Source organism: Serratia sp. 4542 (assembly GCF_016805595.1).
Lineage (GTDB): Bacteria > Pseudomonadota > Gammaproteobacteria > Enterobacterales > Enterobacteriaceae > Serratia > Serratia nevei.
Genome location: NZ_RXKV01000010.1, coordinates 488,880 through 515,289, shown reverse-complemented (window position 1 = coordinate 515,289; position 26,410 = coordinate 488,880). Strand labels below are relative to the sequence as shown.

The 26,410-nt window shown below is 58.0% G+C and carries 26 protein-coding genes; 12 read left to right on the top strand and 14 right to left on the bottom strand.

Translation table 11 applies throughout. From position 1 onward, the window contains the following. Positions 1-42 precede the first annotated feature (42 nt). Positions 43-786 (top strand): carboxy-S-adenosyl-L-methionine synthase CmoA, encoded by a 744-nt coding sequence (cmoA, locus tag EKL15_RS14675; RefSeq protein WP_049202466.1) that lies wholly within the window; start codon positions 43-45, stop codon positions 784-786. Further along, entirely contained in the window at positions 783-1,754 is a 972-nt protein-coding gene (cmoB, locus tag EKL15_RS14670) for a tRNA 5-methoxyuridine(34)/uridine 5-oxyacetic acid(34) synthase CmoB (RefSeq protein ID WP_060439776.1), read from the top strand. Before cmoA ends, cmoB begins: the two co-directional genes overlap by 4 nt. Before the next feature lie 36 nt (positions 1,755-1,790). On the opposite strand, the gene EKL15_RS14665 is transcribed toward cmoB, so the two are convergent. Beyond that, positions 1,791-3,881, bottom strand: a complete 2,091-nt coding sequence (locus EKL15_RS14665; protein WP_232734395.1) for an FKBP-type peptidyl-prolyl cis-trans isomerase N-terminal domain-containing protein — start codon at positions 3,879-3,881, stop codon at positions 1,791-1,793. Further along, positions 3,878-4,282, bottom strand: coding sequence for a hypothetical protein (locus tag EKL15_RS14660; RefSeq protein ID WP_087762685.1), 405 nt, complete (start codon positions 4,280-4,282; stop codon positions 3,878-3,880). The genes EKL15_RS14665 and EKL15_RS14660 overlap by 4 nt, the downstream gene beginning before the upstream one ends. Positions 4,283-4,718: 436 nt before the next feature. On the opposite strand from EKL15_RS14660, the gene EKL15_RS14655 reads away from it, so the two are divergent. Then, positions 4,719-6,539, top strand: a complete 1,821-nt coding sequence (locus tag EKL15_RS14655) for an exopolysaccharide biosynthesis protein (RefSeq protein WP_087762684.1) — start codon at positions 4,719-4,721, stop codon at positions 6,537-6,539. Between the two features lie 130 nt (positions 6,540-6,669). Continuing rightward, positions 6,670-7,395 (top strand): IS3 family transposase, encoded by a 726-nt coding sequence (locus EKL15_RS14650; RefSeq protein WP_100395677.1) that lies wholly within the window; start codon positions 6,670-6,672, stop codon positions 7,393-7,395. 271 nt (positions 7,396-7,666) lie between these two features. Here EKL15_RS14650 and cutC read toward each other — a convergent pair whose 3' ends face one another. Then, positions 7,667-8,425 (bottom strand): copper homeostasis protein CutC, encoded by a 759-nt coding sequence (cutC, locus tag EKL15_RS14645; RefSeq protein ID WP_047730909.1) that lies wholly within the window; start codon positions 8,423-8,425, stop codon positions 7,667-7,669. Between the two features lie 101 nt (positions 8,426-8,526). On the opposite strand from cutC, the gene EKL15_RS14640 reads away from it, so the two are divergent. Continuing rightward, positions 8,527-9,675: a MalY/PatB family protein gene (locus EKL15_RS14640; RefSeq protein ID WP_100395676.1), complete on the top strand. Its 1,149-nt coding sequence runs from the start codon at positions 8,527-8,529 to the stop codon at positions 9,673-9,675. Here the strand turns inward: EKL15_RS14640 and EKL15_RS14635 are convergent. Then, positions 9,672-10,238: a VOC family protein gene (locus EKL15_RS14635; RefSeq protein WP_100395675.1), complete on the bottom strand. Its 567-nt coding sequence runs from the start codon at positions 10,236-10,238 to the stop codon at positions 9,672-9,674. The genes EKL15_RS14640 and EKL15_RS14635 overlap by 4 nt on opposite strands. A gap of 842 nt (positions 10,239-11,080) precedes the next feature. On the opposite strand from EKL15_RS14635, the gene argS reads away from it, so the two are divergent. After that, on the top strand, positions 11,081-12,811 hold the full coding sequence (gene argS, locus EKL15_RS14630; RefSeq protein WP_060423941.1) for an arginine--tRNA ligase: 1,731 nt from the start codon (positions 11,081-11,083) through the stop codon (positions 12,809-12,811). A gap of 62 nt (positions 12,812-12,873) precedes the next feature. Here the strand turns inward: argS and murJ are convergent, their stop codons facing one another. The 4 genes from murJ to rimJ all read right to left on the bottom strand — a co-directional run bounded on the left by murJ (position 12,874) and on the right by rimJ (position 16,667). After that, complete coding sequence (murJ, locus tag EKL15_RS14625) at positions 12,874-14,409, bottom strand: murein biosynthesis integral membrane protein MurJ (RefSeq protein WP_033647656.1); 1,536 nt, start codon at positions 14,407-14,409, stop codon at positions 12,874-12,876. A 106-nt stretch (positions 14,410-14,515) separates the two neighbouring features. Continuing rightward, positions 14,516-15,436 (bottom strand): Gfo/Idh/MocA family protein, encoded by a 921-nt coding sequence (locus EKL15_RS14620; protein WP_147839859.1) that lies wholly within the window; start codon positions 15,434-15,436, stop codon positions 14,516-14,518. Continuing rightward, a complete protein-coding gene (locus EKL15_RS14615) occupies positions 15,429-16,073 on the bottom strand; it encodes a YceH family protein (protein ID WP_203089849.1) in 645 nt (214 codons plus the stop codon). The genes EKL15_RS14620 and EKL15_RS14615 overlap by 8 nt, the downstream gene beginning before the upstream one ends. A gap of 9 nt (positions 16,074-16,082) precedes the next feature. Beyond that, on the bottom strand, positions 16,083-16,667 hold the full coding sequence (gene rimJ / locus EKL15_RS14610; RefSeq protein WP_087762865.1) for a ribosomal protein S5-alanine N-acetyltransferase: 585 nt from the start codon (positions 16,665-16,667) through the stop codon (positions 16,083-16,085). Between the two features lie 345 nt (positions 16,668-17,012). On the opposite strand from rimJ, the gene mdtH reads away from it, so the two are divergent. The 5 genes from mdtH (at position 17,013) to EKL15_RS14585 (ending at position 21,706) form a co-directional block, all read left to right on the top strand. Next, positions 17,013-18,218, top strand: a complete 1,206-nt coding sequence (gene mdtH / locus EKL15_RS14605) for a multidrug efflux MFS transporter MdtH (protein ID WP_060423950.1) — start codon at positions 17,013-17,015, stop codon at positions 18,216-18,218. A 72-nt stretch (positions 18,219-18,290) separates the two neighbouring features. Then, entirely contained in the window at positions 18,291-18,539 is a 249-nt protein-coding gene (locus EKL15_RS14600) for a hypothetical protein (protein WP_049202450.1), read from the top strand. 127 nt (positions 18,540-18,666) lie between these two features. After that, a complete protein-coding gene (gene grxB / locus EKL15_RS14595) occupies positions 18,667-19,314 on the top strand; it encodes a glutaredoxin 2 (protein WP_060423952.1) in 648 nt (215 codons plus the stop codon). Positions 19,315-19,349: 35 nt separating this feature from the next. Beyond that, positions 19,350-20,990 carry an AarF/ABC1/UbiB kinase family protein gene (locus EKL15_RS14590; RefSeq protein ID WP_203089847.1) on the top strand — a complete coding sequence of 547 codons (1,641 nt, stop codon included), beginning with the start codon at positions 19,350-19,352 and terminating at the stop codon, positions 20,988-20,990. Between the two features lie 152 nt (positions 20,991-21,142). Then, on the top strand, positions 21,143-21,706 hold the full coding sequence (locus EKL15_RS14585) for a lipoprotein (RefSeq protein WP_004927555.1): 564 nt from the start codon (positions 21,143-21,145) through the stop codon (positions 21,704-21,706). Between the two features lie 56 nt (positions 21,707-21,762). On the opposite strand, the gene yebF is transcribed toward EKL15_RS14585, so the two are convergent. The 5 genes from yebF to cspC all read right to left on the bottom strand — a co-directional run bounded on the left by yebF (position 21,763) and on the right by cspC (position 24,692). Continuing rightward, positions 21,763-22,122, bottom strand: a complete 360-nt coding sequence (yebF, locus tag EKL15_RS14580) for a protein YebF (protein ID WP_060423958.1) — start codon at positions 22,120-22,122, stop codon at positions 21,763-21,765. 70 nt (positions 22,123-22,192) lie between these two features. Next, complete coding sequence (gene yqfB, locus EKL15_RS14575; RefSeq protein ID WP_060423960.1) at positions 22,193-22,501, bottom strand: N(4)-acetylcytidine aminohydrolase; 309 nt, start codon at positions 22,499-22,501, stop codon at positions 22,193-22,195. A gap of 39 nt (positions 22,502-22,540) precedes the next feature. Continuing rightward, positions 22,541-22,864, bottom strand: a complete 324-nt coding sequence (locus EKL15_RS14570) for a YebG family protein (RefSeq protein ID WP_060423963.1) — start codon at positions 22,862-22,864, stop codon at positions 22,541-22,543. Between the two features lie 88 nt (positions 22,865-22,952). Next, positions 22,953-24,335: an ATP-dependent RNA helicase DbpA gene (gene dbpA, locus EKL15_RS14565; protein ID WP_203089845.1), complete on the bottom strand. Its 1,383-nt coding sequence runs from the start codon at positions 24,333-24,335 to the stop codon at positions 22,953-22,955. Between the two features lie 147 nt (positions 24,336-24,482). Continuing rightward, positions 24,483-24,692 (bottom strand): cold shock-like protein CspC, encoded by a 210-nt coding sequence (gene cspC / locus EKL15_RS14560; protein WP_004927572.1) that lies wholly within the window; start codon positions 24,690-24,692, stop codon positions 24,483-24,485. 246 nt (positions 24,693-24,938) lie between these two features. Between cspC and purT the strand changes: the two genes are divergently transcribed. Continuing rightward, on the top strand, positions 24,939-26,117 hold the full coding sequence (purT, locus tag EKL15_RS14555; protein WP_060423968.1) for a formate-dependent phosphoribosylglycinamide formyltransferase: 1,179 nt from the start codon (positions 24,939-24,941) through the stop codon (positions 26,115-26,117). Positions 26,118-26,151: 34 nt separating this feature from the next. On the opposite strand, the gene EKL15_RS14550 is transcribed toward purT, so the two are convergent. Next, complete coding sequence (locus tag EKL15_RS14550; RefSeq protein ID WP_049202444.1) at positions 26,152-26,397, bottom strand: YoaH family protein; 246 nt, start codon at positions 26,395-26,397, stop codon at positions 26,152-26,154. Positions 26,398-26,410: the final 13 nt, after the last annotated feature.

Genomic DNA, 26,410 nt, shown 5'->3' with positions numbered 1-26,410 from the left:
TGTTAGACTACGCAGCTTCGAATTCTGAACTGATTTGCCGCTATGCCAAACCGCGATACCCTTTTCTCCGCCCCCATCGCCAAATTGGGCGACTGGACCTTCGACGAACGCGTTGCCGAAGTGTTCCCCGACATGATCCAACGCTCCGTTCCCGGCTATTCCAACATCATCTCGATGATCGGCATGCTGGCCGAACGCTTTGTGCAACCCGACAGCCGGGTGTATGACCTGGGCTGCTCGCTGGGCGCGGCGACGCTGTCGATGCGGCGGAATATCAAGGTGCCCGGCTGCAATATCGTCGCCGTCGACAATTCGCCGGCGATGGTGGAACGTTGTCGCCGCCATATTGACGCCTTCCGCGCCGACACGCCGGTTGACGTCATCGAAGCCGACATTCGCGACATCGACATCGAGAACGCCTCGATGGTGGTGCTGAACTTTACGCTGCAGTTCCTCGAACCGGCCGATCGCCTGCGCCTGCTGGAGAAAATTTATCGCGGCCTGCGCCCGGGCGGCGCACTGGTGCTGTCGGAGAAGTTCAGCTTTGAAGACGCCGAAGTCGGCGAGCTGCTGTTCAACATGCATCACGATTTCAAACGCGCCAATGGGTACAGCGAGCTGGAAATCAGCCAAAAACGCAGCATGTTGGAAAATGTGATGCTGACCGATTCGGTGGAAGCGCACAAAGCGCGTCTGCATCAAGCCGGGTTCGAGCATGCCGAAGTGTGGTTCCAATGCTTCAACTTCGGTTCGCTGATCGCCCTGAAAGCGGGGGATGCACAATGATCGAGTTCGGTGATTTCTATCAGCGCATCGCCAAAAGCCCCCTCAGCCATTGGCTGGATACCCTGCCTGCGCAGCTGAGCGCCTGGCAACGCGAATCACTGCACGGCAAATTCAAGCAGTGGTTCAACTCGGTGGAACATTTGCCGACGCTGACCCCAACCCGCCTCGATCTGCTGCACGGCGTACGCGCCGAGATGGAGCCTGCCCTGTCGCCGGGCCAGCTCGAGGGCATCGAGAAAATGCTACGCACCCTGATGCCATGGCGTAAAGGGCCGTTCTCGCTATATGGCATCGATATCGATACCGAATGGCATTCCGACTGGAAATGGGATCGCGTGCTGCCGCACATTTCTCCGCTGGCCGGCCGCACCATTCTCGACGTCGGCTGCGGCAGCGGCTATCACCTGTGGCGCATGATCGGCGCCGGCGCACACTTTGCCGTCGGCATCGATCCGATGCAGCTGTTCCTGTGCCAGTTCGAAGCGGTGCGCAAGCTGTTGGGTGGCGATCAACGCGCCCACCTGCTGCCGCTCGGCATCGAGCAGTTGCCGGATCTGGCGGCGTTCGACACCGTGTTCTCAATGGGGGTGCTATATCACCGCCGCTCGCCGCTCGATCATCTCTATCAGCTGAAAAATCAGCTGGTGGCTGAAGGGGAGCTGGTGCTGGAAACGCTGGTGGTGGAAGGCGATCGCCACCAGGTGCTGGTGCCGGGCGATCGTTATGCACAGATGCGCAACGTGTATTTCATTCCTTCCGCCGAAGCGCTGAAATGCTGGCTGGAGAAGTGCGGTTTCGTCGACGTGAAGATCGCCGATATGTGCGTCACCAGCCTCGAAGAGCAGCGCCGCACCGACTGGATGACCAGCGAGTCACTGGCCGAATTCCTCGATCCGAACGATCGCAGCAAAACGATCGAAGGCTATCCGGCGCCCCTGCGCGCCGTGCTGACCGCCAAAAAACCCTAGCGTTCGCTAATCGGGCCGGCCTGAGCCGGCCCGAATTTACCCGTTGTCGACATCGACAATCCGCAGCTCATACACCATGGTCGCGTTCGGCGGGATCTGCGGCGCATAGCCCGTTTCTCCGTACGCCAACGCCGGCGGCACCACCATTGTCAGAGAGCCATGATTTTTCAGATGGCCGATCGCCTCGCGGAACAACGGCGGATAGGCAGAGAGTGGCTGTGACATCACCTTCCCACTGCGATCCATATCCTGAATCACGCTGCCGTCGGTTAAGCTCTCTTTCACCACAATGTCTACCCGTGCGTTTTCCTTAATGGCTTCATCACCCACATAATCGATGCGATACCAGAAACCGGCAGGCGACTTCTGCGTGCCTTTCTTCTTTTTAAACTCGGTGACGAACGCCTCGCCCTTGCTGATCTGCACCTTCGCCGCCTGGTTTCTGGCGTCGTTCACCGCTTTCTCCGACTCCGACAGCGCGCGGGTCAACTGTGCATCGCTTAGTTGGTAATGGCCGTTGAAGGTATCGATCACGCCCGCCAGCAGCACGGTTTTATCGGGATTGATGCCCCAATTTTTACGCTCCGCCAGCATCGTTTGAATATCGCGTCCCAAAGCGACACCGGCAGCATAGCTCTGCTGTTCCGGCTTTTTCTTGAGCGCCTGCGCATCCGGCAGCCATTTGGCCCGCGATCTCAGCCCGCTCAGCTCGTCTTGCAAAGCTTGCTGCGCCTGCTGGGCGGCCGCCAGCTCCGTTGCCGTTTTATCCGCCTGCAGTGTCGCTTTATCCCGCTGCTGCGCAGCCTGCGCGCTTTCCGCCGTTACCACCGCCAAACGTTGTTCCAACGCTTTAGCTTGTTCGGTTTGCGTCTTGTTTTTTTCCTGCAGCTGCGCCAGCTGCTGCTGCAGTTCACCCGTCGCCTTGACGGCTTCAGCCTTTTGCTGCGCCAGCGCCGTCTTCAGGCTTTTCTCTTGCTGTTCGGCCTGTTGGCGTTGATCATCACGCTCTTTCTGCAGCTGCGCCAGCTGCTGCTGAAGTTCACCCGCCGCCTTGGCGGCTTCGGCCTTTTGCTGCGCCAGCGCCGTCTTCAGGCTTTTCTCTTGCTGTTCGGCCTGTTGGCGTTGACCATCACGCTCTTTCTGTAGCTGCGCCAGCTGCTGCTGAAGTTCACCCGCCGCCTTGGCGGCTTCGGCCTTTTGCTGCGCCAGCGCCGTCTTCAGGCTTTTCTCTTGCTGCTCGGCCTGTTGGCGTTGACCATCACGCTCTTTCTGTAGCTGCGCCAGCTGCTGCTGAAGTTCACCCGCCGCCTTGATGGCTTCGGCCTTTTGCTGCGCCAGCGCCGTCTTCAGGCTTTTCTCTTGCTGCCCACCCTGCTGCCGTTGGCCCTCCTGCTCTTTTTGCAGCTGCGCCAGCTGCTGCTGCAGTTCGCCCGTCAGCCTGGCAGCCTCGGCCTTCTGCTGTTCCAGCTCAGCGGCGGCCGCTTTTTTATCCTGCTCATAACGCTGGCGCGCTTTATCGTTGGTGGTCTGGGCCGCCGCCAGTTTCTCCTGCCAAGCCTTATCCGCCTGTTCAGGCAACGCCGCCAGCCGTTGTTCCAGCAAGGCAATGCGCCGGTCGCGCTCCTCGGTTTGCTGCTTTTGCCGCGCTAACGCCGCCTGCGCTTCGACGATCTGCGCCTGAGCCTTGCGCTCCTGCGGCGTCAGGTTCAGCGCCTGTCGTACGCCGCTGGCGAAGTCGCTCAACGCGCTCAAATCAGGCGCCGGTGTCGGTTTATCGGCAGCGGTCAGGGACGACGCAACCCGCAACGCGGTCAACTCCTGTTGCAGGGATTGAAGAGCGGCTTGCTGTTGCTCCAAGCGAGTCTCTTTCTCGCGCAGCGTCTTTTGCAACTGAGCCAGTTGCTTTCTCTGTGAGCTCGTTTCACGAGCTTGAACCGGCCGGGACGCCGGCTTTTGGCTTTCCTGGGATGGGGTAACCACAGTCTCGGCTGCCGGCGCGTCCTGCCGCTGGTAACGCTCGGCAAACTGCAATAATGCCGGCACGTCGTCATCCGCCCCGGCCACCGCCGGCGCAAACGCCAGCGGTATCATCAGGCTCAGCAAGGCCTTTCTTGCACGAGGGGTCATTGGGCGCGTTCTCCGCGCTCAGCCAGCCCGGTCATCATGGCAGAACTGATGTCCGCGCAAAGACGGCTGGTGCGATAACGATACAGGGCGTCGACGGTTTCCTGCGTGCCCGTGTTGACCCGCTGGCGAACCCCGGCATACTGCGCGGCGCCGCCCATCAAGGTATCGAATTCGCGTTTGAATTTTTGGTATTTTTCGTTATCCATGCCGCGCATGGCATCCAACTCGCGCTGGCACTGCTGCATGCGCTCGGCCTCACGCTGCCGTTTGTCTTGTTCCGCAATTTCTTCTGCGCTGGGCGGCTGGCTTAATGTAGAAACAGATCGCTTGGCGGTCTGGCAGCCGGTCAGGGCCAACGTCAGTAAAAGCGCCGCGCTCAAACAGTGTGCCGTTCGGGTCATTATCGTTATCTCCTTGTTTAGTCCGCCGTTAACGCGCCCTGCGGCTGCGCCGACGGCTCTCCTCAATTGATGCTGTGATGTTCCGGCCATAAGGCAGGCGATGAACAGGTAAAAATACCGGCGCGGTGACGAGCGGCAGAACGCAAACCATTCACCACGGCAATACATACCAAAAAATCATTTAATATTATGATATTTAAAGGATTTTAACTCACAAACTTATCAGCAGGGCATGGCGATCGCAAGAAGAGATGGGGCCGCCGACCGAATAACAGCGTTGAAACGGTGCTGCGTCTTGACAAGGTACCAGGCCAACGCATGCTCCAATTGCCGCGGCCTGAACTTCACGCTGTATCAGCACCCAGCAAACTTCATCGACTTTTTGAAACGTCCATCCTGATTGAGAATCGTGTTGCCAACCAACAGGAGAAATTTCATGAACAATATGATTAGTGTTAATAACATCAGTGAATTGCGTAATCTGACGCCAGTTACAGATGACCAGATTGTCTTTTTAGTTTCTCACACCCCCGGACATTTCACCGGCGGCGGCGAATTCTATTATGCGAAAACGGATACAACCAGTGCGGACAATAACGGTACCGTGGTGGTTACAACGGGAGGAGCCCGCTGGAAACGACTGGATCAGAAACTGACTTTCGATCACTTCGGCGCTGATCCTAGTGGCACTTCCACCTCTGACGCAGCAATCAGCGCGACATTAAACTATGCCGCGAGTTTAAAAAACAAAGTGGTCTATGCTTCGGAAAATGCTCAATATCTGCTGACCAGCACTCAACCTATCAACGTCGCTAATGGCATCACAGTCAGAGGATCCCGCCGCGGTCTTGCTCAAGGCCCTGCAAGTCTTACAAACAATGGCCCTAATCGGGCAGGCCTTGCGGACGATAGTGCTTTCATCATCAAAAAGCCGGCAGGTGCGGTTTGTTTCGCCTGCGATAAGAACGTTGTCTTTGATGGTTGGTCGTTCCTCTATCCAGATCAGAAATATACTGCCACCCAGCCGGAGGCGTTTGTTCCATACGGGGCCACCATTACCGCAACCGGCGCTCTGTCAGTCGCCAACTGCCGTTATGTAGGCGCCTATGATTTTGTTGAAGCTCGTGGAGAAGCCAACAACTTTGAGAATATCTACGGTTGGGCAGTACGCTGCGACTACAGGGTTTATGAAAGCAGGGACATCAACAGATTTACCAATGTTCACGTCAATGCCAACGTCGTGCGCCCGACAGAAAACGCGGTGACTGCCTCTATCGCTGTAACCGGTTCTTGTGCTTTCAATCTCGATCGCCACGACAATACGTTTATGGTGAATGTGTTCTCTTATGGCAAAAAGATCTTTATCAAAACTACAACACAAGGAACCTCCTATTTAGGCGGCCTTAGCCTGAGCAATTTCATGGCTGACAGAAATGGTACCGGAATTGATATCGACTCGGATTCCTCCGCCAATATTCAAATCGCCAACGGTTCTTATATTAATGACTATGGTGATACCGTTGGGGGCTTCCTGGTATTAAGAAAGTCTACTGGCCAATCAAATATCACCCCAGTGCAAATCAGCAATGTTAACTTCGCTACCGCTAATGGACCGAAGGGTTCACTCTCTCCTCAGGCCGTTCGCTTCGAAGCGAACGGCGGGTATCAACTTTCATTCAGCAACACCGTCATGCCAATGTGGACGAACGGCAGTCTGAACAATGAAGCGGGTTACAACATTCTTAGAGGCACACTGAGCATTGCGCAACGCAGCTACCAGCTACATGCGGCTCCGCTAAATTGTTTGACGAACAGCAATATGATCGCCATCGGTGCTGACAAACAGCCTGTAGGCTGGTTTATTGACGGAAATCTGACGGCGGATAGCAATATCCTGACCGCCAATGGAGATAACCCGGCTTATAAAGGTTTAGGTCAACGTATTCATCGGAGCATGGGACTGAGAACATTCTGGGCCATCGCATCCTCTATCGGCGATCAATCTACCGCGCAAGCTTCGACTGGCATTTGGGCCCGCTCGTTCAACGATAACTATACCGACACTGTCGAGAGCAATGAAGCTATTCCCTGGATACGCATCGGCAACCTTTACTACGCGCGTTTTGTCATGAACAACAATCGCACTATCCACGATATCCTGATCAATCCCGGAAATGGCAATAATGCGGTGCGCGTTTTAAACTGCGGCATTACTCCGGGCGAAGTCTTCAACTTCTCGCCCGATGCACAGCACTAATCATCCACATGACTAGTCCTGGCATAGGTTGACACTTTTATGCCTGTAAAACGCCTGATGCACCGCATCGGGCGTTTTATATTTTAGCGACTGGTGTAGTGGCACAGTGAATTTGGCCACCTGATTAAAGGTGATATTCTCACCTCAACATAAAATAGGTGACTTAATGAACAAGAGAACTAAGCGTACTTTTACCCCTGAGTTCAGGCTGGAATGTGCACAGCTGATCGTTGATAAGGGCTACTCATATCGACAAGCCAGTGAAGCGGTTAATGTTGGTTCTACCACGCTTGAATCTTGGGTACGCCAGCTCAGACGAGAGCGCCAGTTCGCTGTACCGGAGCCAGACCGGGTATGGTACGGAGATATTACTTATATCTGGGCAGGAAATCGCTGGTGCTATCTGGCGGTCGTAATGGATCTTTTTGCCCGCAGAGTTATCGGCTGGAGTCTGTCAGCGAATGCCGATACAGCACTGATAAGCAACGCTCTGCGGATGGCATATGAGACGCGTAGCCAACCGCGTGATGTCATGTTCCATAGCGATCAGGGAAGCCAGTATACAGGCCTGAAATATCAGCAACTTCTCTGGCGTTACAGAATAAAGCAAAGCGTCAGTCGGCGGGGAAACTGCTGGGATAACAGCCCGATGGAACGCTTCTTCCGCAGCCTGAAAACAGAATGGGTACCAGCGAATGGCTACGTGGGCAAAGACGAAGCCCGGCGGCAAATCAATCGCTATATATTGAATTACTACAATAGCGTCAGACCACATCATCATAACGGTGGACTGACGCCAGAAGAATCAGAGAACAGATACCGTTCTTACTGTAAAACCGTGGCCAATATTACTTGACCACTACATTTCGCCTTTTTCAACCTGCTCAACAACAGCAATTTTAAAAGACAAAGGATAGTCGCGTTGTGTGCGTTTAAACTCGGCCATTATCACGTTCTCCGGATTTAAGTCGAAAACGTGTCAACGCTATTCAGGACGGGTCAAAGACATAAAAAAAGCCCCGGCAAAACGCCGGGGCCTGGTACTTGCGCGATCGCCGAGGGCTCAGTGACACGCAAAGGGGTCTTACGGCCCGGAAACCGGTTTTCAAACGCGGTTAGCTGCGTGTTTATGCGCTTTGCGCCAGGGGATCAACCAAGGCCAGCGCGTTTTTCATCGCCTCCACCATTTCGCCATCCACGCAATAATGGCTAAATTCGTCAAACTCGTTATCGGAGCACATGGTGACGCCCGCCTTGCGGTAACGCATGGTCGACGGTACCAGATGGCCGGAAGAGCTGTGCAGTTCATGCAGACCGATGTCGACAAACTTGTGCAGATTGCTGAGGCGCACGCCGGCACCCGCCATGATCACCGGGCCGTGACTGGCCTGGCGCAAATCTCGCAGCAGCGGCAGGCCCAGTTCGGCGTTCTGCTGTTGGCCGGAGGTTAGAATGCGCGCTACGCCCAGCTCGGTCAGTTGTTCCAACGCCACCATCGGGTTCTGGCACATGTCGAACGCGCGATGGAACGTCACCGCCATGCCCTCGCACAGCTTCATCACTTCGCGCATGCGCGGCAGATCGATGTGCCCTTCTTCGTCCAGCATGCCGACCACTACGCCGGGGAACCCCATCTCGCGGATCTGGCGGAGATCCTGTTTGATCACCTCGAAATCCACCGCGCCGTAGCAGAAATCGCCACCGCGAGGACGAACGATCGGATGCACCGGGATCGCCACCCGCTCGCGCGCCAGACGCAGCGTGCCATAGCTCGGCGTCAATCCCCCCTCGCTCTGGCTGGCGCACAACTCGATACGATCGGCGCCTGCCCGTTCGGCCGTCAGCGCGCAGTCGACGCTAAAGCAACAAACTTCCAGTTTTATCATTGTCACCCCCAGATAACGGCCAACATACGGCGGCAATTGTTCATTTCTTCATTTCTCACGTAGGCTCATGCTTAGGCATAAACCGGCTCAGGGTTGTAACTATGGCATTCAATTTTGATCAATGGGTAGACCGCAGTCACAGTGACAGCGTTAAGTGGGATAAATATCGCGACCGCGACATTATTCCGCTTTGGGTCGCCGACAGCGATTTCACCTCGCCGCCGGCGGTGATCGAAGCCTTGCAGCGTCGCGTGGCGCACGGCGTATTCGGCTACACTCACCCATCCCCTGATCTTATTGAGGTTTTTACCCGCCGCATGGTAGAGCGCTACGGCTGGCACATCAAGCCTGAATGGATCATTTTCCTGCCTGGGCTGGTGTGCGGCCTGAACCTGTGCGTGCGAGCCTGCACCGAAGAACACCAGAGCACGCTGGCCCCCTCTCCCATTTATCCGCCGTTCCGCAAAGCGGCCCAATTCGCCGGGCGTAAGCACCTCTCGGTGCCGCTAACGGCGGTAGGCCAACGCTGGGTGTTGGACTTCCCCGTGATGCGTGATCGGCTTAGCGGCAACGAGAAGCTTCTGTTGCTGTGCAACCCGCAGAATCCCGGTGGCACCGTTTATCGCCGGGATGAGCTGTTGCAGCACCATCAGTTCGCTCGCGAGCACGATTTAATCGTCTGTTCCGATGAAATCCACTGCGAGCTGCTGCTTGAACCCGGCGTGCGGCATACCCCTTTCGCTACCCTGAATGACGATGCGGCCCAACGCAGCGTGACGCTGATGTCGCCGTCAAAAACGTTTAATCTTGCCGGGCTGGGCGCTTCACTGGCGATCGTTCCCAACGAAGCGCTGCGACAAAGGCTGAAACGCGCGCGCAGCGGCATCGTGCCGGAGGTCAATCTGCTGGCGCTGGTGGCAGCGCAGGCGGCTTATCAATACGGGCAGCCCTGGCTGGACGAGCAGCTGATTTATCTACGTGCCAATCGCGATCGGCTGACCGAGCGCATCAACGCCATGCCGGGGTTGACGGTTTTGCCAATCGAAGCCACCTACCTGGCGTGGATCGATTGCAGCGCTTTACCGGTGGACAACCCGCATCAGTTCTTCGAACGCGCGGGCGTAGGATTAAGCGCCGGTTTGGATTTCGGCGATCGGCGCTTTGTGCGGCTTAACTTTGGTTGCCGGTGGGCCCTGCTCGATGAAGCGCTCGATCGCATGGCGCGAGCCTGTGCGGCACTGCCCGGCTAACCTTGTTCGCTGGCGACGATATCTCGAATGGAATAAGGATGAAACTTTATCGTCACCGTTCCGTCGGTGATGGCCAGCGTCGGGTTCGGTAGCCGCTCGCCCTCGCCTTTTGGCGAGCTTTGCTTCAGTTTGATCCCCGGGGCCAGCAGCGCTTCATCGGCAAGGTAGCTCAACGCCCGGGCGTGCAGCGTCTGCGGATCGCCACTGAGCACTAATTCGACGTGTTCCCAACCTTCGTGCGGATAGCGTTTCTCCCCGGGATACGGCAGCTCGACGCAGTCTATCTGCCACGGCCCCACGGCCAGCGGCTGCGACAAATCGAACAGACAGATAGGTCGCCCGTTGATCATCGACTCGGACAGCAGTGTCCCGCACTGCATCAGCCCCTGGCGCCAGCGTTCGGCAGTGGCGTTCTGATGACAGCGCAGAGAGATGTGATCGGCGGTAAACGCGGCCAGATCAAGCCGCAATTTGGCGGCAAATTGATGCAATGCCTGCTCGAAACGCGGCAGGTCGAGCACCAGGTCGTCCAGCTCGGCAATGGCCTGCAAGGGGGGGGTCATAGAAACCTCAAAACAACGGAACGTATGTGAAACGCCGTAATTTACACGGTGGCGACAGCGCTCGCCAGCATTGCGAGGTTTTTCAGCAGCCGTTCAGAATGATTTTCGACTGCGTGCATGGGGAATAGAAACCTGAGAACTTATTAATATGACAGCTTATAAAATCAACAAAAAAATAAAAAATAAGATTTTTCGCAGTTCATTAAACCCTTTTATCATGACGCTAGGATTTAAGTTATTTTACACAAAATCGTACATGGCATGCAGGTCAAACTGATTGAATAGGTTGGCTTACTGAAGTCTTTCCCACTCATCAAAGCCGCACAAAACACGATGCACAACCCATTGTAAAAAAAGACAATAAAATCCAAAAACTGATAAAAATCTAAGGATTATCTTAATTTAACCCCGAGCAATTGATTCATCGAGGCAACTCAGCTACTTTGGAGGAAATTTAAATTCGAGATGATTATTATGTTATTGCTGACGATTTCCTTGGTGTTGATAATTATCGCCGTATACGCCATCTACCGTCATTTCAAATCACGCAGCGGCAACACGCTGGATGCCAGACGCCACAATAAAAAACGTTAGTCTCCTAATCCTCTCCGCCACACGTTTTCTTTCATTCATCCTGCCTTTCCGCTTCCGGCCATCAACGCGCCGCACCCGACAACAGTTTCATCGCTGCGGCCGAGCCAACTGCTGACGGGGTCCGTCAGATCGGTTACAATTGCAGGCTGTTTTGTGGAAGGCACCGCACCAGTCGTGCACCGGTGCCTGCCACCGTTGAATCCCACAGGGGTTGGCTTCAGCCCCTCGTTCGTCATTAAGGTAACCCGGTGAATATTCAGGTTCTTCTTTCAGATAAAGTCAGCCAGGCGCTGATCGCCGCTGGCGCGCCAGCCGATTGCGAAGCGCAGGTCCGCCCATCCGCCAAGGCGCAGTTTGGTGATTACCAGGCCAATGGCGTGATGTCCGTCGCCAAAAAGCTGGGCATGCCGCCCCGTCAACTGGCGGAAAAAGTGGTGCAACTGCTGGATCTCGGCGACGTCGCCGCTAAAGTGGAAATCGCCGGCCCCGGCTTTATCAACATTTTCCTGAACAGCGACTGGGTCGCGCGCCAGGCCGATCGGGTGCTGAACGCACCGAAACTGGGCATCGCACCGGTTGAGCCGCAAACTATCGTTATCGACTACTCCGCGCCGAACGTGGCGAAAGAGATGCACGTCGGCCACCTGCGCTCCACCATCATCGGCGACGCCGCGGCACGTACCCAGGAGTTTCTGGGCCATAAAGTGATCCGCGCCAACCACGTCGGCGACTGGGGCACCCAGTTCGGCATGCTGATTGCCTACCTGGAAAAAATGCAGAATGAAAACGCCAGCGACATGGGCCTGTCCGATCTGGAACAGTTCTACCGCGAAGCCAAGAAGCATTACGACGAAGATGCCGAGTTCGCCGAACGCGCGCGCGCTTACGTCGTGAAGCTGCAGGGCGGCGATCAGTACTGTCTGAAAATGTGGCGCAAGCTGGTCGACATCACCATGGCGCAAAACCAGCTGACCTATAACCGCCTGAACGTCACGCTGACCGAAGACGACGTGATGGGCGAAAGCCTGTATAACGCGATGCTGCCGGGCATCGTCGCCGACCTGAAAGCCAAAGGGCTGGCGGTGGAAAGCGAAGGCGCTACCGTGGTGTTCCTCGATGAATACCAGAACAAGGACGGCGATCCGATGGGCGTCATCATCCAGAAAAAGGATGGCGGCTACCTCTACACCACCACCGACATCGCCTGCGCCAAGTATCGCTACGAAACCCTGGGTGCCAATCGCGTCCTGTATTACATCGACTCCCGTCAGCATCAGCACCTGATGCAGGCCTGGACCATCGTGCGCAAGGCCGGTTACGTGCCGGAGTCCGTCTCACTGGAACACCACATGTTTGGCATGATGCTGGGCAAAGACGGCAAGCCGTTCAAAACCCGCTCGGGCGGTACGGTGAAGCTCTCCGACCTGCTGGATGAGGCCATCGAACGCGCCGAACAGCTGATCGCCGGCAAAAACCCGGATATGCCGGAAGACGAAATGAAAACCGTGGCCCGCGTGGTCGGCATCGGCGCGGTGAAATACGCCGATCTGTCGAAAAGCCGCACCACCGACTATGTCTTCGACTGGGATAACATGCTGGCCTTCGAAGGCAATACCGCGCCTTATATGCAATACGCCTATACCCGTGTGGCATCGGTATTCAAACGCGCCGGCATCGACGAAACCAGCCTGACGCTGCCGCTGACGCTGACCGAAGAGCGCGAAATTGCGCTGGCCACCCGCCTGCTGCAGTTCGAAGAAGTGCTCACCACCGTCGCGCGTGAAGGCACGCCTCACGTCATGTGCAGCTACCTGTACGATCTGGCCGGCCTGTTCTCCGGTTTCTACGAGCACTGCCAGATCCTGAACGCCGACAGCGAAGAAGTGCGTCAGAGCCGCCTGAAGCTGGCGCTGCTGACCTCAAAAACGCTGAAAACTGGTCTGGATACGCTGGGCATCGAAACCGTCGAACGCATGTAAACTGCGCCGCCCAGAAAGCAAAAAGGTCGCCCAGGCGACCTTTTTTTACGCTTGCCTTTGGCTCAGGCGACCCGGCGAGCAAAATCGCGCGGGCGGAAGCCCAACCCGGCCAGCACGCCAAAGTACGCCACCACACCGGCCACCACCACCGCAGCCAAGCGCAGCAAACGCTCCAGCATGTTGCCCTGATCCCAGGCAGGCATCAGCCACATCGCGCCAATCAACACGGCCGACATCACCAGCACGGCGATCACCAGCTTGGTGAGGAACAGCGCCCACCCCGGCTGCGGCTGGAAAATCTTCTGCTTGCGCAGTTGCCAATACAGCAGCGAGGCGTTCAGACATGCCGCCAAACCGATCGACAGCGCCAGGCCGGCATGCTTCAGCGGGCCAATAAACGCCAGGTTCATCACCTGCGTCATAATCAGCGTAATGATGGCGATCTTGACCGGCGTTTTGATGTCCTGCCGCGAATAGAAGCCCGGCGCCAGCACTTTAACCACGATCAGCCCCATCAGCCCTACCGAGTAAGCCACCAGCGCACGCTGCGTCATCGCCGCGTCAAAGGCGCTGAATTTGCCATACTGGAACAGCGAAACGGTCAGCGGCTTGGCCAAAATGCCGAGCGCAATGGCGCTCGGCAACGCCAGCAGGAAGCACAGGCGCAGCCCCCAATCCATCAGGCGCGAATACTCGTCGTGGTTGCCGCTCGAGAAGCTTTTGGCCAGCGACGGCAGCAGGATGGTGCCCAAGGCCACGCCCAGCACGCCGGAAGGAAACTCCATCAGGCGGTCGGCGTAGTACATCCAGGACACCGAGCCGGACACCAGGAACGAAGCGAAAATGGTGTTGATGATCAGCGAGATTTGGCTGACCGACACCCCGAGGATCGCCGGCCCCATCTGGCGCATCACGCGCCAGACCCCGGCATCGCCCAGCTTGAGGCGCGGCAATACCAGCATGCCGATCTTGCGCAGGTGCGGCAGCTGATACCCCAGCTGCAGCACGCCGCCCACCACCACCGCCCAGGCCAGCGCCAGCACCGGCGGATTGAAATACGGGGCCGCGAACAGCGCGAAGCCGATCATGCTGACGTTAAGCAGCGTTGGCGCAAAGGCCGGGATCGAGAAGCGGTTCCAGGTATTGAGGATCGCCCCCACCAGCGACGCCAGTGAGATCAACAGAATATAGGGGAACGTGATGCGCAACAGCGCCGACGTCAGGGCAAACTTGTCGGGCGTATCGGTAAAGCCCGGCGCAGTGATATAGATCACCCAGGGCGCGGCCAGCATCCCCAGCACCGTCACCACCGCCAGCACCAGCGTCAACAGCCCGGAGACATAGGCGATAAAAGTGCGCGTCGCTTCTTCACCCTGCTGGCTCTTGTATTCGGCCAGGATCGGCACGAAGGCCTGCGAAAATGCCCCTTCGGCAAAGATACGGCGTAACAGATTAGGGAGTTTGAACGCCACGAAGAAGGCGTCCGTTGCCATGCCGGCCCCGAACACGCGCGCGACGATTGCATCGCGGGCAAAGCCCAACACCCGCGAAAACATCGTCATCGAGCTGACGGCAGCCAAGGATTTGAGTAGGTTCATGTGGTTGTCTGATAGGTACCGTAAGTATCAACGCCTGCAACAGCAGGCGTCAGTGAAACAATCGGCTCAGTTTACGCATCCGGAAAAGAATAGCTACCGCCATATGTTACATAGAGTTATCCCGCAGCAAACGCTCGACCACCCGCTGGGCGACCAGCGCCTGTTCGCCGCCGGTTTCCGGCGCGCTCTGGTTGGCGACGGCGCTGAGGAAATGCCGCACCGCCCCGTCGAAGCCGCGTTGCACCAGCGTGCTTTGCCAGCCCGGCACCGGCTGTTCCAACTCGCCCTGCGCATCTTCACGCCGCCAGTGGCGCATGTCGGTCAACTGATACAGCGCACCGTCGGTCACCGCCTGCACGCTTTCACGCTGGCTGCCGCCCCGGCGATGCATGCTGGTCGTCACCTGCGTGTCGCCGCAGGCGAAGTGGTGTTCGGCATACAGCATTTCACCGGCGGCGTTGGCCTGCAAACGGCCGCTCAGCAGTTGCTCGTGCCCGCCCGCCAGCCACAGCGCGGTGTCCACCACGTGCAGATAGTCATCCAACAGGGTAAAACGCAGATCGTGCGGGCCGACGCTGTCCGTCCGATGCTTGTCCATACGAATGGAAGCCGGCTGGTTCATTTGCTGTTTGAGCTGCCGGTAAAGCGGCGCGAAACGGCGGTTGAACCCCACCATCAGCGTTTTGCCTCGCCGCTCGGCCAACTCGAGCAACTGCTCGCCCTGCTCCAGCGTTTCCGCCAGCGGCTTATCGACGTAAACGTGCACGCCGCGGTTCAGCAGCTCTCCTATCACGGAAAAATGGCTGGCGGTGCTGCTGTGGACAAAAACCGCGTCGCACTGTTCGGCCAGGCTGTCCAGACGGGAGAAACAGGCCATGCGGTAGCTGTCGCACAGCGGCTGCGCTTTTTGCTGATTGGGCGAAAAACCGCCCACCAGCGTCCAATCCGCCGCCTGACCGAGGATTGGCAGGTAAGCCTTCTGCGCAATACTGCCCAATCCCACCACGCCCACACGCAATTTAGTCATTCGCTTCCCTCGCCAACAGATGTTGCACCAGCCGTTTCAATTCCGATACTTCGTTTTCCAATGCGCTGACCCTGGCGTTCAGGTCGCCGTCGTCCTCAGACTCAAGCGCCGCCGGCGCTTCATCAATCTGGCCGCTGAACAGATGCATGAACCTGCTTTCGCGTTTGCCCGGCTCACGCGCCAGGCGCACCACGAACGGGCCATCTTCGCGCGTAGCGAGCTGCTGCAGCACCTGTTCGACCTCACTGACATCGTTGAACTCGTGCATCCGGTTGGTGCGGGTGCGCAGCTCGCCCGGCGTTTGCGCGCCGCGCAGCAATAAGGTGGCGATCACCGCCAGTTCGGCGGGCGAGAGTTTCAGTTGGCCGAACTCGGAGTTGCAAAACCGCTGTTCATACTTGACTACCCGGTTGCCGAACCCGCTGAGGGTGCGCAGGAAATGTTTGCGCAGCAACAGATCGAGCAGTTGCTGCACTTCACTTTCGCTCAGATCCATTACCGGCTCGCGGTTGGTTTTTTGGTTGCACGCCAGGGTAATGGAGTTAAGCGAAAGCGGGTATTGCTCCGGGGTCGTGACCTGTTTTTCCAACAGGCAGCCGATGACCCGCGCCTCTTTGGCGTTCAATTCATATTTCATCGTTTGGCCTCAACGTGGGGGTAACCACTCTTTATTGGTGTATGCCGTCAAAACGTGGTCTTGCCACTTGCCGTCGATCAGCAGGTAATCCTTGGCGTAACCTTCACGTTCGAATCCCAGACGCGTCAGCAGTCCACCGCTGCGCTGGTTGTGAGGCATATAGTTGGCCATGATGCGGTGCATGCGCTGTTGGCGCAGCATATAGCGGATAGCGGACTGCAAGGCTTCGAACATCAGCCCTTGTCCCTGCCATTTCTCCCCCAGCGAATAACCGAGGAAACAGGCATGAAACGAACCGCGAAGCACGTTGCTGAAGTTCGCCACGCCGCGCACTTCCTGCTCTTCCGGATCGAGCAGGATAAAATAGTAGGCGCTGCCCTGCTTTTGCATTTCGGTGATCATGCCCAGGCGCGCCTGCCAGCCGGAAGGATAACAGTGGCTTTCGTCGCGCACCGGCTCCCAGGGTTTGAGAAAGGTCCGGTTCTCAGCATAATAATCCGCCAGGCGATAGGCATCCCGTTCATGCACTAAACGGACCACCATCCGGTCGGTTGTAAGACGTACTTTTGGCGATGCAGAGCGATAGCCGAACATCATTTCCCCCGCAGTCAAAACGGTTCGATAAGAAGTATTTATTAGGAAGCCGAGCGGATCATTATCCTGTGCCGATCTTTCGCCATGGTTTTATTTTGCCAATAGCGCCGCAGAACTGCGCTTCCCTGCATTCAATATAACCGTAGCCCGCCCCCGAGGTAAAATCCCGGCCGCTCAGTAAATCGCCGAATACGCGTTTTACGGCGTTTTTCCGCCAATTTTGCAGCTCAGGTAACACCTTGACGATAAAAAAATATTATCTATGCCGCCCCTGTTGCCGTACGGGAATTGGGTAGAGAATGGAACGGCTGTCTCCCCTTCTTTCTTAATTGCTCATGGTGAAGCATGTCTCTGGTGTCGCAAGCGCGCAGCTTGGGTAAATATTTTCTGTTGCTCGATAACCTGCTGGTGGTGTTAGGCTTCTTTGTCGTCTTTCCGCTTATTTCGATCCGCTTCGTCGATCAGCTGGGCTGGGCGGCGCTGATCGTCGGCATCGCGCTGGGTTTGCGCCAGCTGTTGCAACAAGGGCTCGGCATCTTTGGCGGCGCCATTGCCGATCGTTTCGGCGCCAAGCCGATGATCGTCACCGGCATGTTGCTGCGCGCCGCCGGGTTCGCCACCATGGCGATGGCCGATGAGCCCTGGATCCTGTGGTTCTCCTGCGCGCTTTCCGCCCTCGGCGGCACGTTATTCGATCCGCCGCGCACCGCTTTGGTGATCAAACTGACCCGTCCGCACGAGCGCGGCCGCTTTTTCTCGCTGCTAATGATGCAGGACAGCGCCGGCGCGGTGGTCGGCGCGCTGATCGGCAGTTGGCTGCTGCAGTACGACTTTCACTTTGTCTGCTGGGTCGGGGCGGCGATCTTCGTGCTGGCTGCCGGTTGGAATGCCTGGTTACTGCCGGCTTATCGCATCTCCACCGTACGCGTGCCGATGAAAGAAGGCCTGTTGCGGGTTCTGCGCGATCGCCGCTTCCTCACCTATGTCCTGACGCTGACCGGTTACTACATGCTGGCGGTGCAGGTGATGCTGATGATGCCTATCGTGGTCAACGAAATTGCCGGTTCACCGGCGGCGGTGAAATGGATGTACGCGATCGAAGCGGCGCTGTCGCTGTCGCTGCTCTATCCGCTGGCGCGTTGGGGTGAAAAACACTTCCGGCTTGAACAGCGCCTGATGGCGGGTCTGCTGCTGATGACGCTCAGCCTGCTGCCGATCGGTCTCGCCACCAGCCTGCAGGGGGTCTTCACGCTGATCTGCTGCTTCTATCTGGGCTCGATCATCGCCGAGCCGGCGCGCGAAACGCTGAGCGCTTCGCTGGCCGATCCGCGTGCGCGCGGCAGCTACATGGGCTTCAGCCGCCTCGGTTTGGCGCTGGGCGGCGCATTGGGCTATACCGGCGGCGGCTGGATGTACGATACCGGACGGGCGATGAATATGCCGGAACTGCCCTGGTTGCTGCTCGGGGCCGTCGGTTTTGCCACGCTGCTGGCGCTGTACTGGCAATTCAGCCCGCGGCGCAACGCGTCGATGATGCTGCGCGGCGGTTAACGCCATAGAAATCCGGCCGAATCGGCAACAGCTGCTATCCTGTTAGTAAAAACCCCACAGGAGCCCGTCGGCATGATTGAAGAAGCGAAGTTACCGCAACTGCTCGAACATATGATACTGAACCTGCGCATGATTTATGCGCGCTCCACCCTGGTGGAAAAAGCGCTGGCCCACATCATCGCCGGCGACAGCGCGCTGAAAAGCGATATCATCAAACAGCTGCAGGTCGTCTCCGCCGCCAACGAGCGCGATCAGGTCGATCTGGAACAGGCCCGCATTCACCTGATCGATGTGCTCAATTCGGTACCGGCCAAGAAATAACGCCCCTCGCCCGCGCCTGTTGCGCGGGCAATGTCGCAATAACGCACCATCCAACACACGCGCTTCAAGACAGCCTCGGTAAGCTGTGGTAACTATTGCTGTTAAAACCTGACAACCCGGAGCAAGCATGAAACTGTTCATTTACGATCATTGCCCCTTCTGCGTTAAAGCCCGTATGATTTTCGGCCTGAAGCGCCAGCCGATTCGGCTGGTCACCTTGCTCAACGACGACGAGACGACCCCATTCAATCTGATTGGCACAAAAATGGTGCCAATCCTGATCAAAGACGACGGCGAAGCGATGCCGGAAAGCCTGGATATCGTGCGCTATGTCGATAGCCTGGACGGCAAGCCGGTGCTGACCGGTAGCACCAACCCGGCCATTGCCGAGTGGCTGCAGCGGGTCGGCAGTTACAGCGCCAAATTGCTGCTGCCGCGTATTGCGCATGCCGATTTCGAAGAGTTCGCCACCGACAGCGCCCGCCGTTACTTTATCGATAAAAAACAGGCGGCTATCGGTGATTTTGCCGAACATCTCGCCAACAGTGCCGATCTGATCGCCGAACTGGAAGCCGACCTGCAAGCGCTGTCGCCGCTGATCGTCTCCGCCGACGCGGTAAACGGCGAGCTGTCCGAGGACGACATTCACCTGTTCCCGCTGTTGCGCTCGTTGTCGATCGTCGCCGGGGTTGCGCTGCCGGACAACGTGGAAGCCTACCGCAACCGCATGGCGCAGCGCAGCGAGGTGCCGTTGCTGCTGGATATGGAACAATAACGTTCGAGAATGACAAATAAGGACATGGCGTACTGATGTTGAAAATGGTGCTCGCCACCGCTCGCGACCGGGCGCGGCTGAAGGAAATAACCTCCGTTCTGATTCGTTATGGTCTGCAAGACGTTCTGCGCCTGCTGGGCCTGGGAGCCTTGTTGCGCGGCGCCTGCGGTGAATCCGCCCCGCAGGATGCACAAACCCTGCCTGAGCGGCTGCGCGAAGCGCTCGAGGCGTTGGGCCCCACCTTCGTCAAATTCGGTCAGATCCTGGCCACGCGCTCTGATCTCCTGGATCCGGCCTGGACCGACGAACTGGATCGCCTGCACAGCCAGGCGGCGGTGTTGCCATGGGAAACGCTGGCGCCGCAAATCATCGCCGATCTGGGGGGCGAGCCGGAACAGCGGTTTGCCGAATTCGATCGCACGCCGCTGGCCGCGGCGTCAATGGCGCAAATCTACCGCGCACGCTTGCACAGCGGCGAGCAAGTGGTGGTAAAAGTGCTGCGGCCCGGTCTGGCGAAAACCATCCACGCCGATCTGCGGCTGCTGGCCTCGCTGGCGGAGACCGTGGAGCAGCAGAGCCCGGCGCTGGCGCGCTATCGGCCGCGGCAGATGGTCCGAGCGTTGGCAACGGCGCTCAATCACGAGCTGGACTTGACCCACGAAGGGCATAACTGCGACCGCGTTGCCGGGATGTTCGCGCGTCAACCCGACGTGGTGGTGCCAAAAATCTATTGGCAATACTCTTCTCCCCGCCTGTTAGTGCAGGAATACTTGCCCGGCACCGCGCCGGAAAGCCCTGAACAGCTGGCGGCGGCAGGCTTTGACGGCCCGCTGCTGGCGCAACGCGGCGCCCGCGCCTTTATGAGCATGGTGCTGGAGCATCGGCTGTATCACGCCGATCCGCACCCCGGCAACGTCATGGCACTGAGCGGTGACCGCGTCGGTTTTATCGACTTCGGCATGGTGGGCCAGCTGTCCGAGCGGCGGCGCAACCAGTTGCTCCTGCTGCTGCAGGCCATCGCCGATCGCCAGTCCGAAGGCATCGTCAACACGCTGATCGCCTGGTCGGACAGCGAACCGTTGGACCTGATGGATCTGGAGTTGGCGGCACAAAACTTTCTCGACAAACAGGCCGCCACCACCCTGACGCTGGGTAAAGCCTTGACCGACCTGCTGGTGATGGCGCGCGAACACCAGCTGGCGCTGCCGCCCGATCTGGTGCTACTGTTCAAGGCATTAATCACCGCCGACGGCGTGCTGCATCGTCTGGATCCAAACTTCGACATCGTGGCCACACTCAAGCCGATGCTGCAACAAACGGTGCTGCAGCGCTACGCCCCCGACGCCGTGCGCCAGCGGCTGTTGGCCTTGGGCGGGGAAACGCTCGATGCCGGAGAAGAGCTGCCGCAAACGCTGCGGCTATTGGTTCGCCGCCTAAAACGCGGGCGGCTCAATGCCGATATCAACGTCAGTAACCTCGGCCAGCTGAGCAAAGCGCTGGAACGCGCCGCCGTCACCCTGGCCATCGCCATCGTCACCGCCGCTTTTGCCCTGGGGCTGGCGCCTTATCTGATGCATTCGTCGCTGCGACTGTGGGGCATTCCGCTGTTCCCGCTGTTGGGGGGCGCAGCCTGCCTGGCCGGCGTGATTCTCTTGGCGCTGCGGCTGCGGCGCTGACGCTTTCGGCGTTATCCGATAGGTCTTGCCCGCTTTTGCGCGCACTATCCTCTGCACATCGCCACCTGCCGTTTTCACGCGCAGGCGGAACGTTTATAATGATTAATCAATTATCTGCAGCACTTTTCGCCAGCAGTCGCAATGAGGCATTAATGAAGAAGATCCTGATGGGCGCAGCCGCCCTGCTGTTCGCCGGCGTATTGGCCGGTTGCAATCAACTGACCCAATACACCCTGAGCGAGCAGGAAGTGAATGATTACCTGCAGAAACACAATGATTATCAGAAGCAGATCGGCGTGCCCGGCCTGGTGGACGCCAACATCGTGCTGACGCAGCTGCAAAGCCAGATCGGCCGCAGCGAGCCGGGTAAAGTCACCCTTTCCGGCGACGCCAAGGTCAACATCACGTCGATTCTCGGCCCGCAGGCGGCGGACCTGAAGCTGACGCTGAAAGCGCAGCCGGTTTACGACCGTGCACAGGGCGCCATTTACCTGAAGGATATGGAGTTGACCGATTACAGCGTGCAGCCGGAAAAAATGCAGACGGTAATGAAAGCGCTGACGCCATACCTGAACCAGTCGCTGAAATCTTACTTCGACCAAAAGCCGGCTTATGTGCTGAATCCTGACAACAGCAAAACCGAAGCGCTGGCGAAAAAACTGGCGAAGGGATTGGAAGTGAAACCGGGTGAGTTGGTGATCCCGTTTAGCGACTGACCGAGCTTTGATGTATCAAGCCCGCCGATCGGCGGGCTTTTTATTGCGGGAAAGTATTACTGCGGCGCGCTGTAGGCAATCTCGCCGGTGTTGCAGTTGAGCGTCACGTTGTAGGTTTTATCCATCTTGGTACCCCGCACCGTCAGCGGCACCTGCCACACCTGATCCTTGCCGGTGATGGCATCCGGGCTGACCCAGGCGATCGGGGTTGCGGTGCCCAGCAGCTTTTTGTCCGCCTCCCAGCGCGTGATGCGGTTCTGCAAGAAATCACGCTTGACCTGAGCGGCAATATCCGCCGGCTGCAGACCGGCACACTGCCCCACCTTGGCGGTGCGTTGCTCTTGATCCTGCGCCCACACCGCAGTCGATGCTCCCATCATGGCCAACAAGGCGATAGCCAAACCCGTTTTTTTCATATGTCCTCCCGTTGTGATTAGCGCTATCCGGGCGCCCATCCCTGGCTCACAACAGGGTTTCGGCAAAGAGTTACCGTTTGACGAACTCGATGACAAACAGCGCATCCAGGCCCGGATAGATTTCCTTGATCACCTGCTTCAGCTCGCTCAGCGACATGTTCTCCTGCTGTGCGTGGCGTTCGGTCAGCGCATCCAGGCGCACCGGCGTTACCGACAGCACTTCGATAAAGCAGAAAAATACGCCGTCTTCATTGCGGCTTACGCGCAATACCTCGCCCGGTTCGAAGTGCGACTCACTGGCATCCCGAATGGTGATGGTTTTGCGCCCGGCCAGAATGTCTTGCTCAAAGCGGCTGAAGAAAGTTATTTCACGGCTCATTTTAGATCCTTTTTCATCACAACACCGCAACATAAGTCATTATGCCGCTTGCTTTTCTGACGCAGATCCCTCTTTTGAGTTAGAGACCGTTTTTTTCGCTTTCGCTTCCGTCGGTTTTTTGCCGGTTTCCGCCGGTGATGCGCCGCGCAGAATCAGACCCAGTGCGTCCTTATTCTCTGCCAGGAAGAAGCTCAGCCCTTCGCGCTGTTCGTCGTCCAGGTTCAGCGGCGCCTGTTGCAGCCACTCTCCGAGGTTATCCGCCAAATCCAGCATTTTGTCGTAGGCGTCGGCTTCTTTCTTGCTCGCGAAAGTCATTTTTTCCTCACCGTTTCTCACCACCACATATTTAACTTCAACCGCCATGCGTGCGTCCTCAAATACTCAAATAACTGTAATTATATACAGTATAAATAGATAGCGGCGGGAAGGCAAACCGCCACCCGCCTTCGGCTTATTTCAGCAGCCGCACCTTGCAGCTCTTGCCTTTGATTTTGCCCTGTTGCAGCTGCTGCAGCGCCTTGCGCGCGCTGGCTTTACGGATCGCGACGTAGGCATGCACCGGGAACATGTCGATCTTGCCCACTTCCGCCGCCGTCAGTCCGGCATCGCCGGTCAGCGCGCCAAGGATATCGCCGGGGCGGATCTTCGCCTTACGGCCGCCGTCGATGCACAGCGTCACCATCTCCGCCTCCAGCGAACCGTTAGCGGCCCCGCTCAGCTCGGACACCGGCGCCCAGGCAATGGTCATCTGCAGGTAGTCTTCAATCGCGTGCGCCCGCGCCATTTCCTGCGGCGTGCACAGGCTGATCGCCAGCCCGCTCATGCCGGCGCGGCCGGTACGACCGATACGGTGCACATGCACTTCAGGATCGAACGCCAGTTCGTAGTTAACCACCAGCTCCAGCTCTTTGATATCCAGCCCGCGAGCGGCGACGTCGGTCGCTACCAACACCCGGCAACTGCGGTTGGCAAAACGCACCAACACCTGGTCGCGGTCGCGCTGCTCCAGATCGCCATGCAGCGCCAGTGCGCTGATACCGCGGTCCTCCAGGGCCTCAAGCACCGTTTGGCAATCGCGTTTGGTATTGCAGAACACCACGCAGGACGCGGGTTGATGATAACGAATGGCCGACACCAGCAGCGCCGGCCGCTGATCGCGCGTGGTCTCATAGAAACGTTGTTCGATGGCGGTCTGCGCTTCGTCATCGTCCACTTCGACGCTCAGCGGCTGACGCTGAACGCGCTTGCTGATGCGTTCGATACCCGCCGGGTAGGTAGCGGAAAACAGCAGCGTCTGACGCTGCGGCGGCGTGTAGCTGATCACATCGTCGATGTCGTCGGCGAAGCCCATGTCCAGCATACGGTCGGCCTCATCCAGCACCAGCACCTTCAGCTCGTCCAGCAGCAGCGTTTTCTTGCGCAGGTGTTCCTGGATGCGGCCCGGCGTTCCCACCACGATATGCGGCGCGTGCACCAGCGAATCGAGCTGTGGCCCCATCGGTTGGCCGCCGCACAGCGTCAGGATTTTGATGTTCTGCGTGAAGCGCGCCAGGCGGCGCAGTTCTTTGCTCACCTGATCGGCCAGCTCGCGGGTGGGACAGAGCACCAGCGCCTGCGTGGCAACCTGAGCAACGACGATGTTATTCAGCAAACCAATGCCGAACGCCGCCGTTTTACCGCTACCGGTTTTCGCCTTGGCGCGCACGTCTCGCCCTTGCAGGATGGCGGGCAACGCGGCGGCCTGCACCGGCGTCATTTTGGCGTACCCCAGTTCGTTGAGGTTGGCCAACTGTTCGGCTGGCAGAGGCAGGGAAGAAAAAGAAACTGTGCTCACGGCGATAACTCTTATATGACGAATGGAATGGCGGCGCGCCCGCAGGCTGGCGCCGAATCAGCGGTAAATGATAACAGAGATGGGCGGCGTTACGGGCAGCGGGCATAAAAAAACCCGCCGGCGGCGGGTTTCTTGGCGGCTCAGTCGTTAAATAGCAACGACGTTGGCTGCGGCTGGGCCACGTTGGCTGTCCTGGATGGAGAACTCAACCTGCTGGCCTTCAGCCAGGGTCTTGAAACCATCGCTAACGATAGCGGAAAAATGAACGAAAACGTCTTTAGAGCCGTCGGCAGGCGTGATGAAGCCGAAACCTTTGCTTTCGTTGAACCATTTAACGTGACCAGTGATCTTGCTCATTTGTGTTTCCTTTACTTGATAAACCTGCCTTGACGGCACGAGACGCGAAAACCTTGCTATATGTAGGCCTTCTTTCGCCGTCGCTTATTAACGCACAATCGCCCATGCAGGGCAAATATTTCTGCTTGTTATAAAAACAGTCAGTTAGCAACAAACTTGGCGCGGCGGCTGCGCACGCAATCGTTTTCGTATATACTGCCCGCCGATCATCAATCCGCTTACTTTCACCGATCCAGGTACGAAACTATGTTAACGATTGGAACCGCCCTGCGCCCTTCCGCCACCCGCGTTATGTTGCTCGGCTCCGGGGAGCTGGGTAAAGAAGTCGCCATTGAATGCCAGCGCCTCGGTCTGGAAGTGATCGCCGTCGATCGCTATCCCGACGCCCCCGCCATGCATGTGGCGCACCGCAGCCACGTCATCAATATGCTGGACGGTGACGCGCTGAAAGCCGTTATCGAACAAGAGCGGCCGGACTATATCGTTCCCGAAATCGAAGCGATCGCCACCGCCATGCTGGTCGAACTTGAACGCCAGGGCCACCGCGTAGTGCCCTGCGCCGAAGCCACCCGCCTGACGATGAACCGTGAAGGCATCCGCCGCCTGGCGGCGGAAGAGCTTGGCCTGCCCACCTCCAGCTATCGCTTTGCCGACAGCGAGGCGACTTTCCAGCAGGCGGTCGAACACATCGGCTATCCGTGCATCGTCAAACCGGTGATGAGCTCTTCCGGCAAGGGGCAAAGCCTGATCCGCACGCCTGAACAACTGCAAAGCGCCTGGGATTACGCCCAACAGGGCGGCCGCGCCGGCGGCGGCCGGGTGATCGTCGAAGGGCTGGTAAGATTCGATTTTGAAATTACGTTGCTGACCATCAGCGCCGTGGACGGCGTGCACTTCTGCGAACCGATCGGCCATCGTCAGGAGGATGGGGACTATCGCGAATCCTGGCAGCCGCAACTGATGTCGGCGACGGCGCTGAGCCGGGCCCAGGCTATCGCGGAGAAAGTGGTGAAAGCCTTGGGCGGTTTCGGGCTGTTCGGCGTGGAGCTGTTCGTCTGTGGCGACGAAGTGATCTTCAGCGAGGTGTCACCGCGCCCGCACGATACCGGCATGGTCACGTTGATTTCACAGGATCTGTCCGAGTTCGCCCTGCACGTTCGCGCTTTTCTCGGGTTGCCGATCGGCGCCATCCGCCAGTTCGGCCCTTCCGCTTCGGCAGTGATCCTGCCGCAGCTCACCAGCAGCGATGTACGTTTCAGCGGATTGGAAAATGCGCTGTGCGGGCACAACCAGCTGCGCCTGTTCGGCAAACCGGAGATCGCCGGGCAACGTCGTCTGGGCGTAGCGCTGGCGACGGCGAGCACGACGGAACAGGCGGTGGAGCTGGCGAAACAAGCCGCCGCCGCCGTGGCGGTCAACGGCTGAAACTGACGGGGCCGCTTGCGCGGCCCCGATAACATCAATAGTCTTCGTCTTCTTCAGCATCGTCATCCCGCGACGCCTCCGGTGCGGCATCATGCTGCTCGTCTTCATCATCGTCATCGAACAGTACCGCAACCTGAGCGCCCTGATGCTTCTCACGAATTTCCTGCGCAACGCGAGCAATGGCTTCACCGCTGCTCATGCCCTGCTCCATCAGTTGATGGATGCGATCCGCCGCTTCCTGCTGCTCCGCGTGACTCAGTAATGGCATACCTGCATGCATGTGTCGTTCTCTC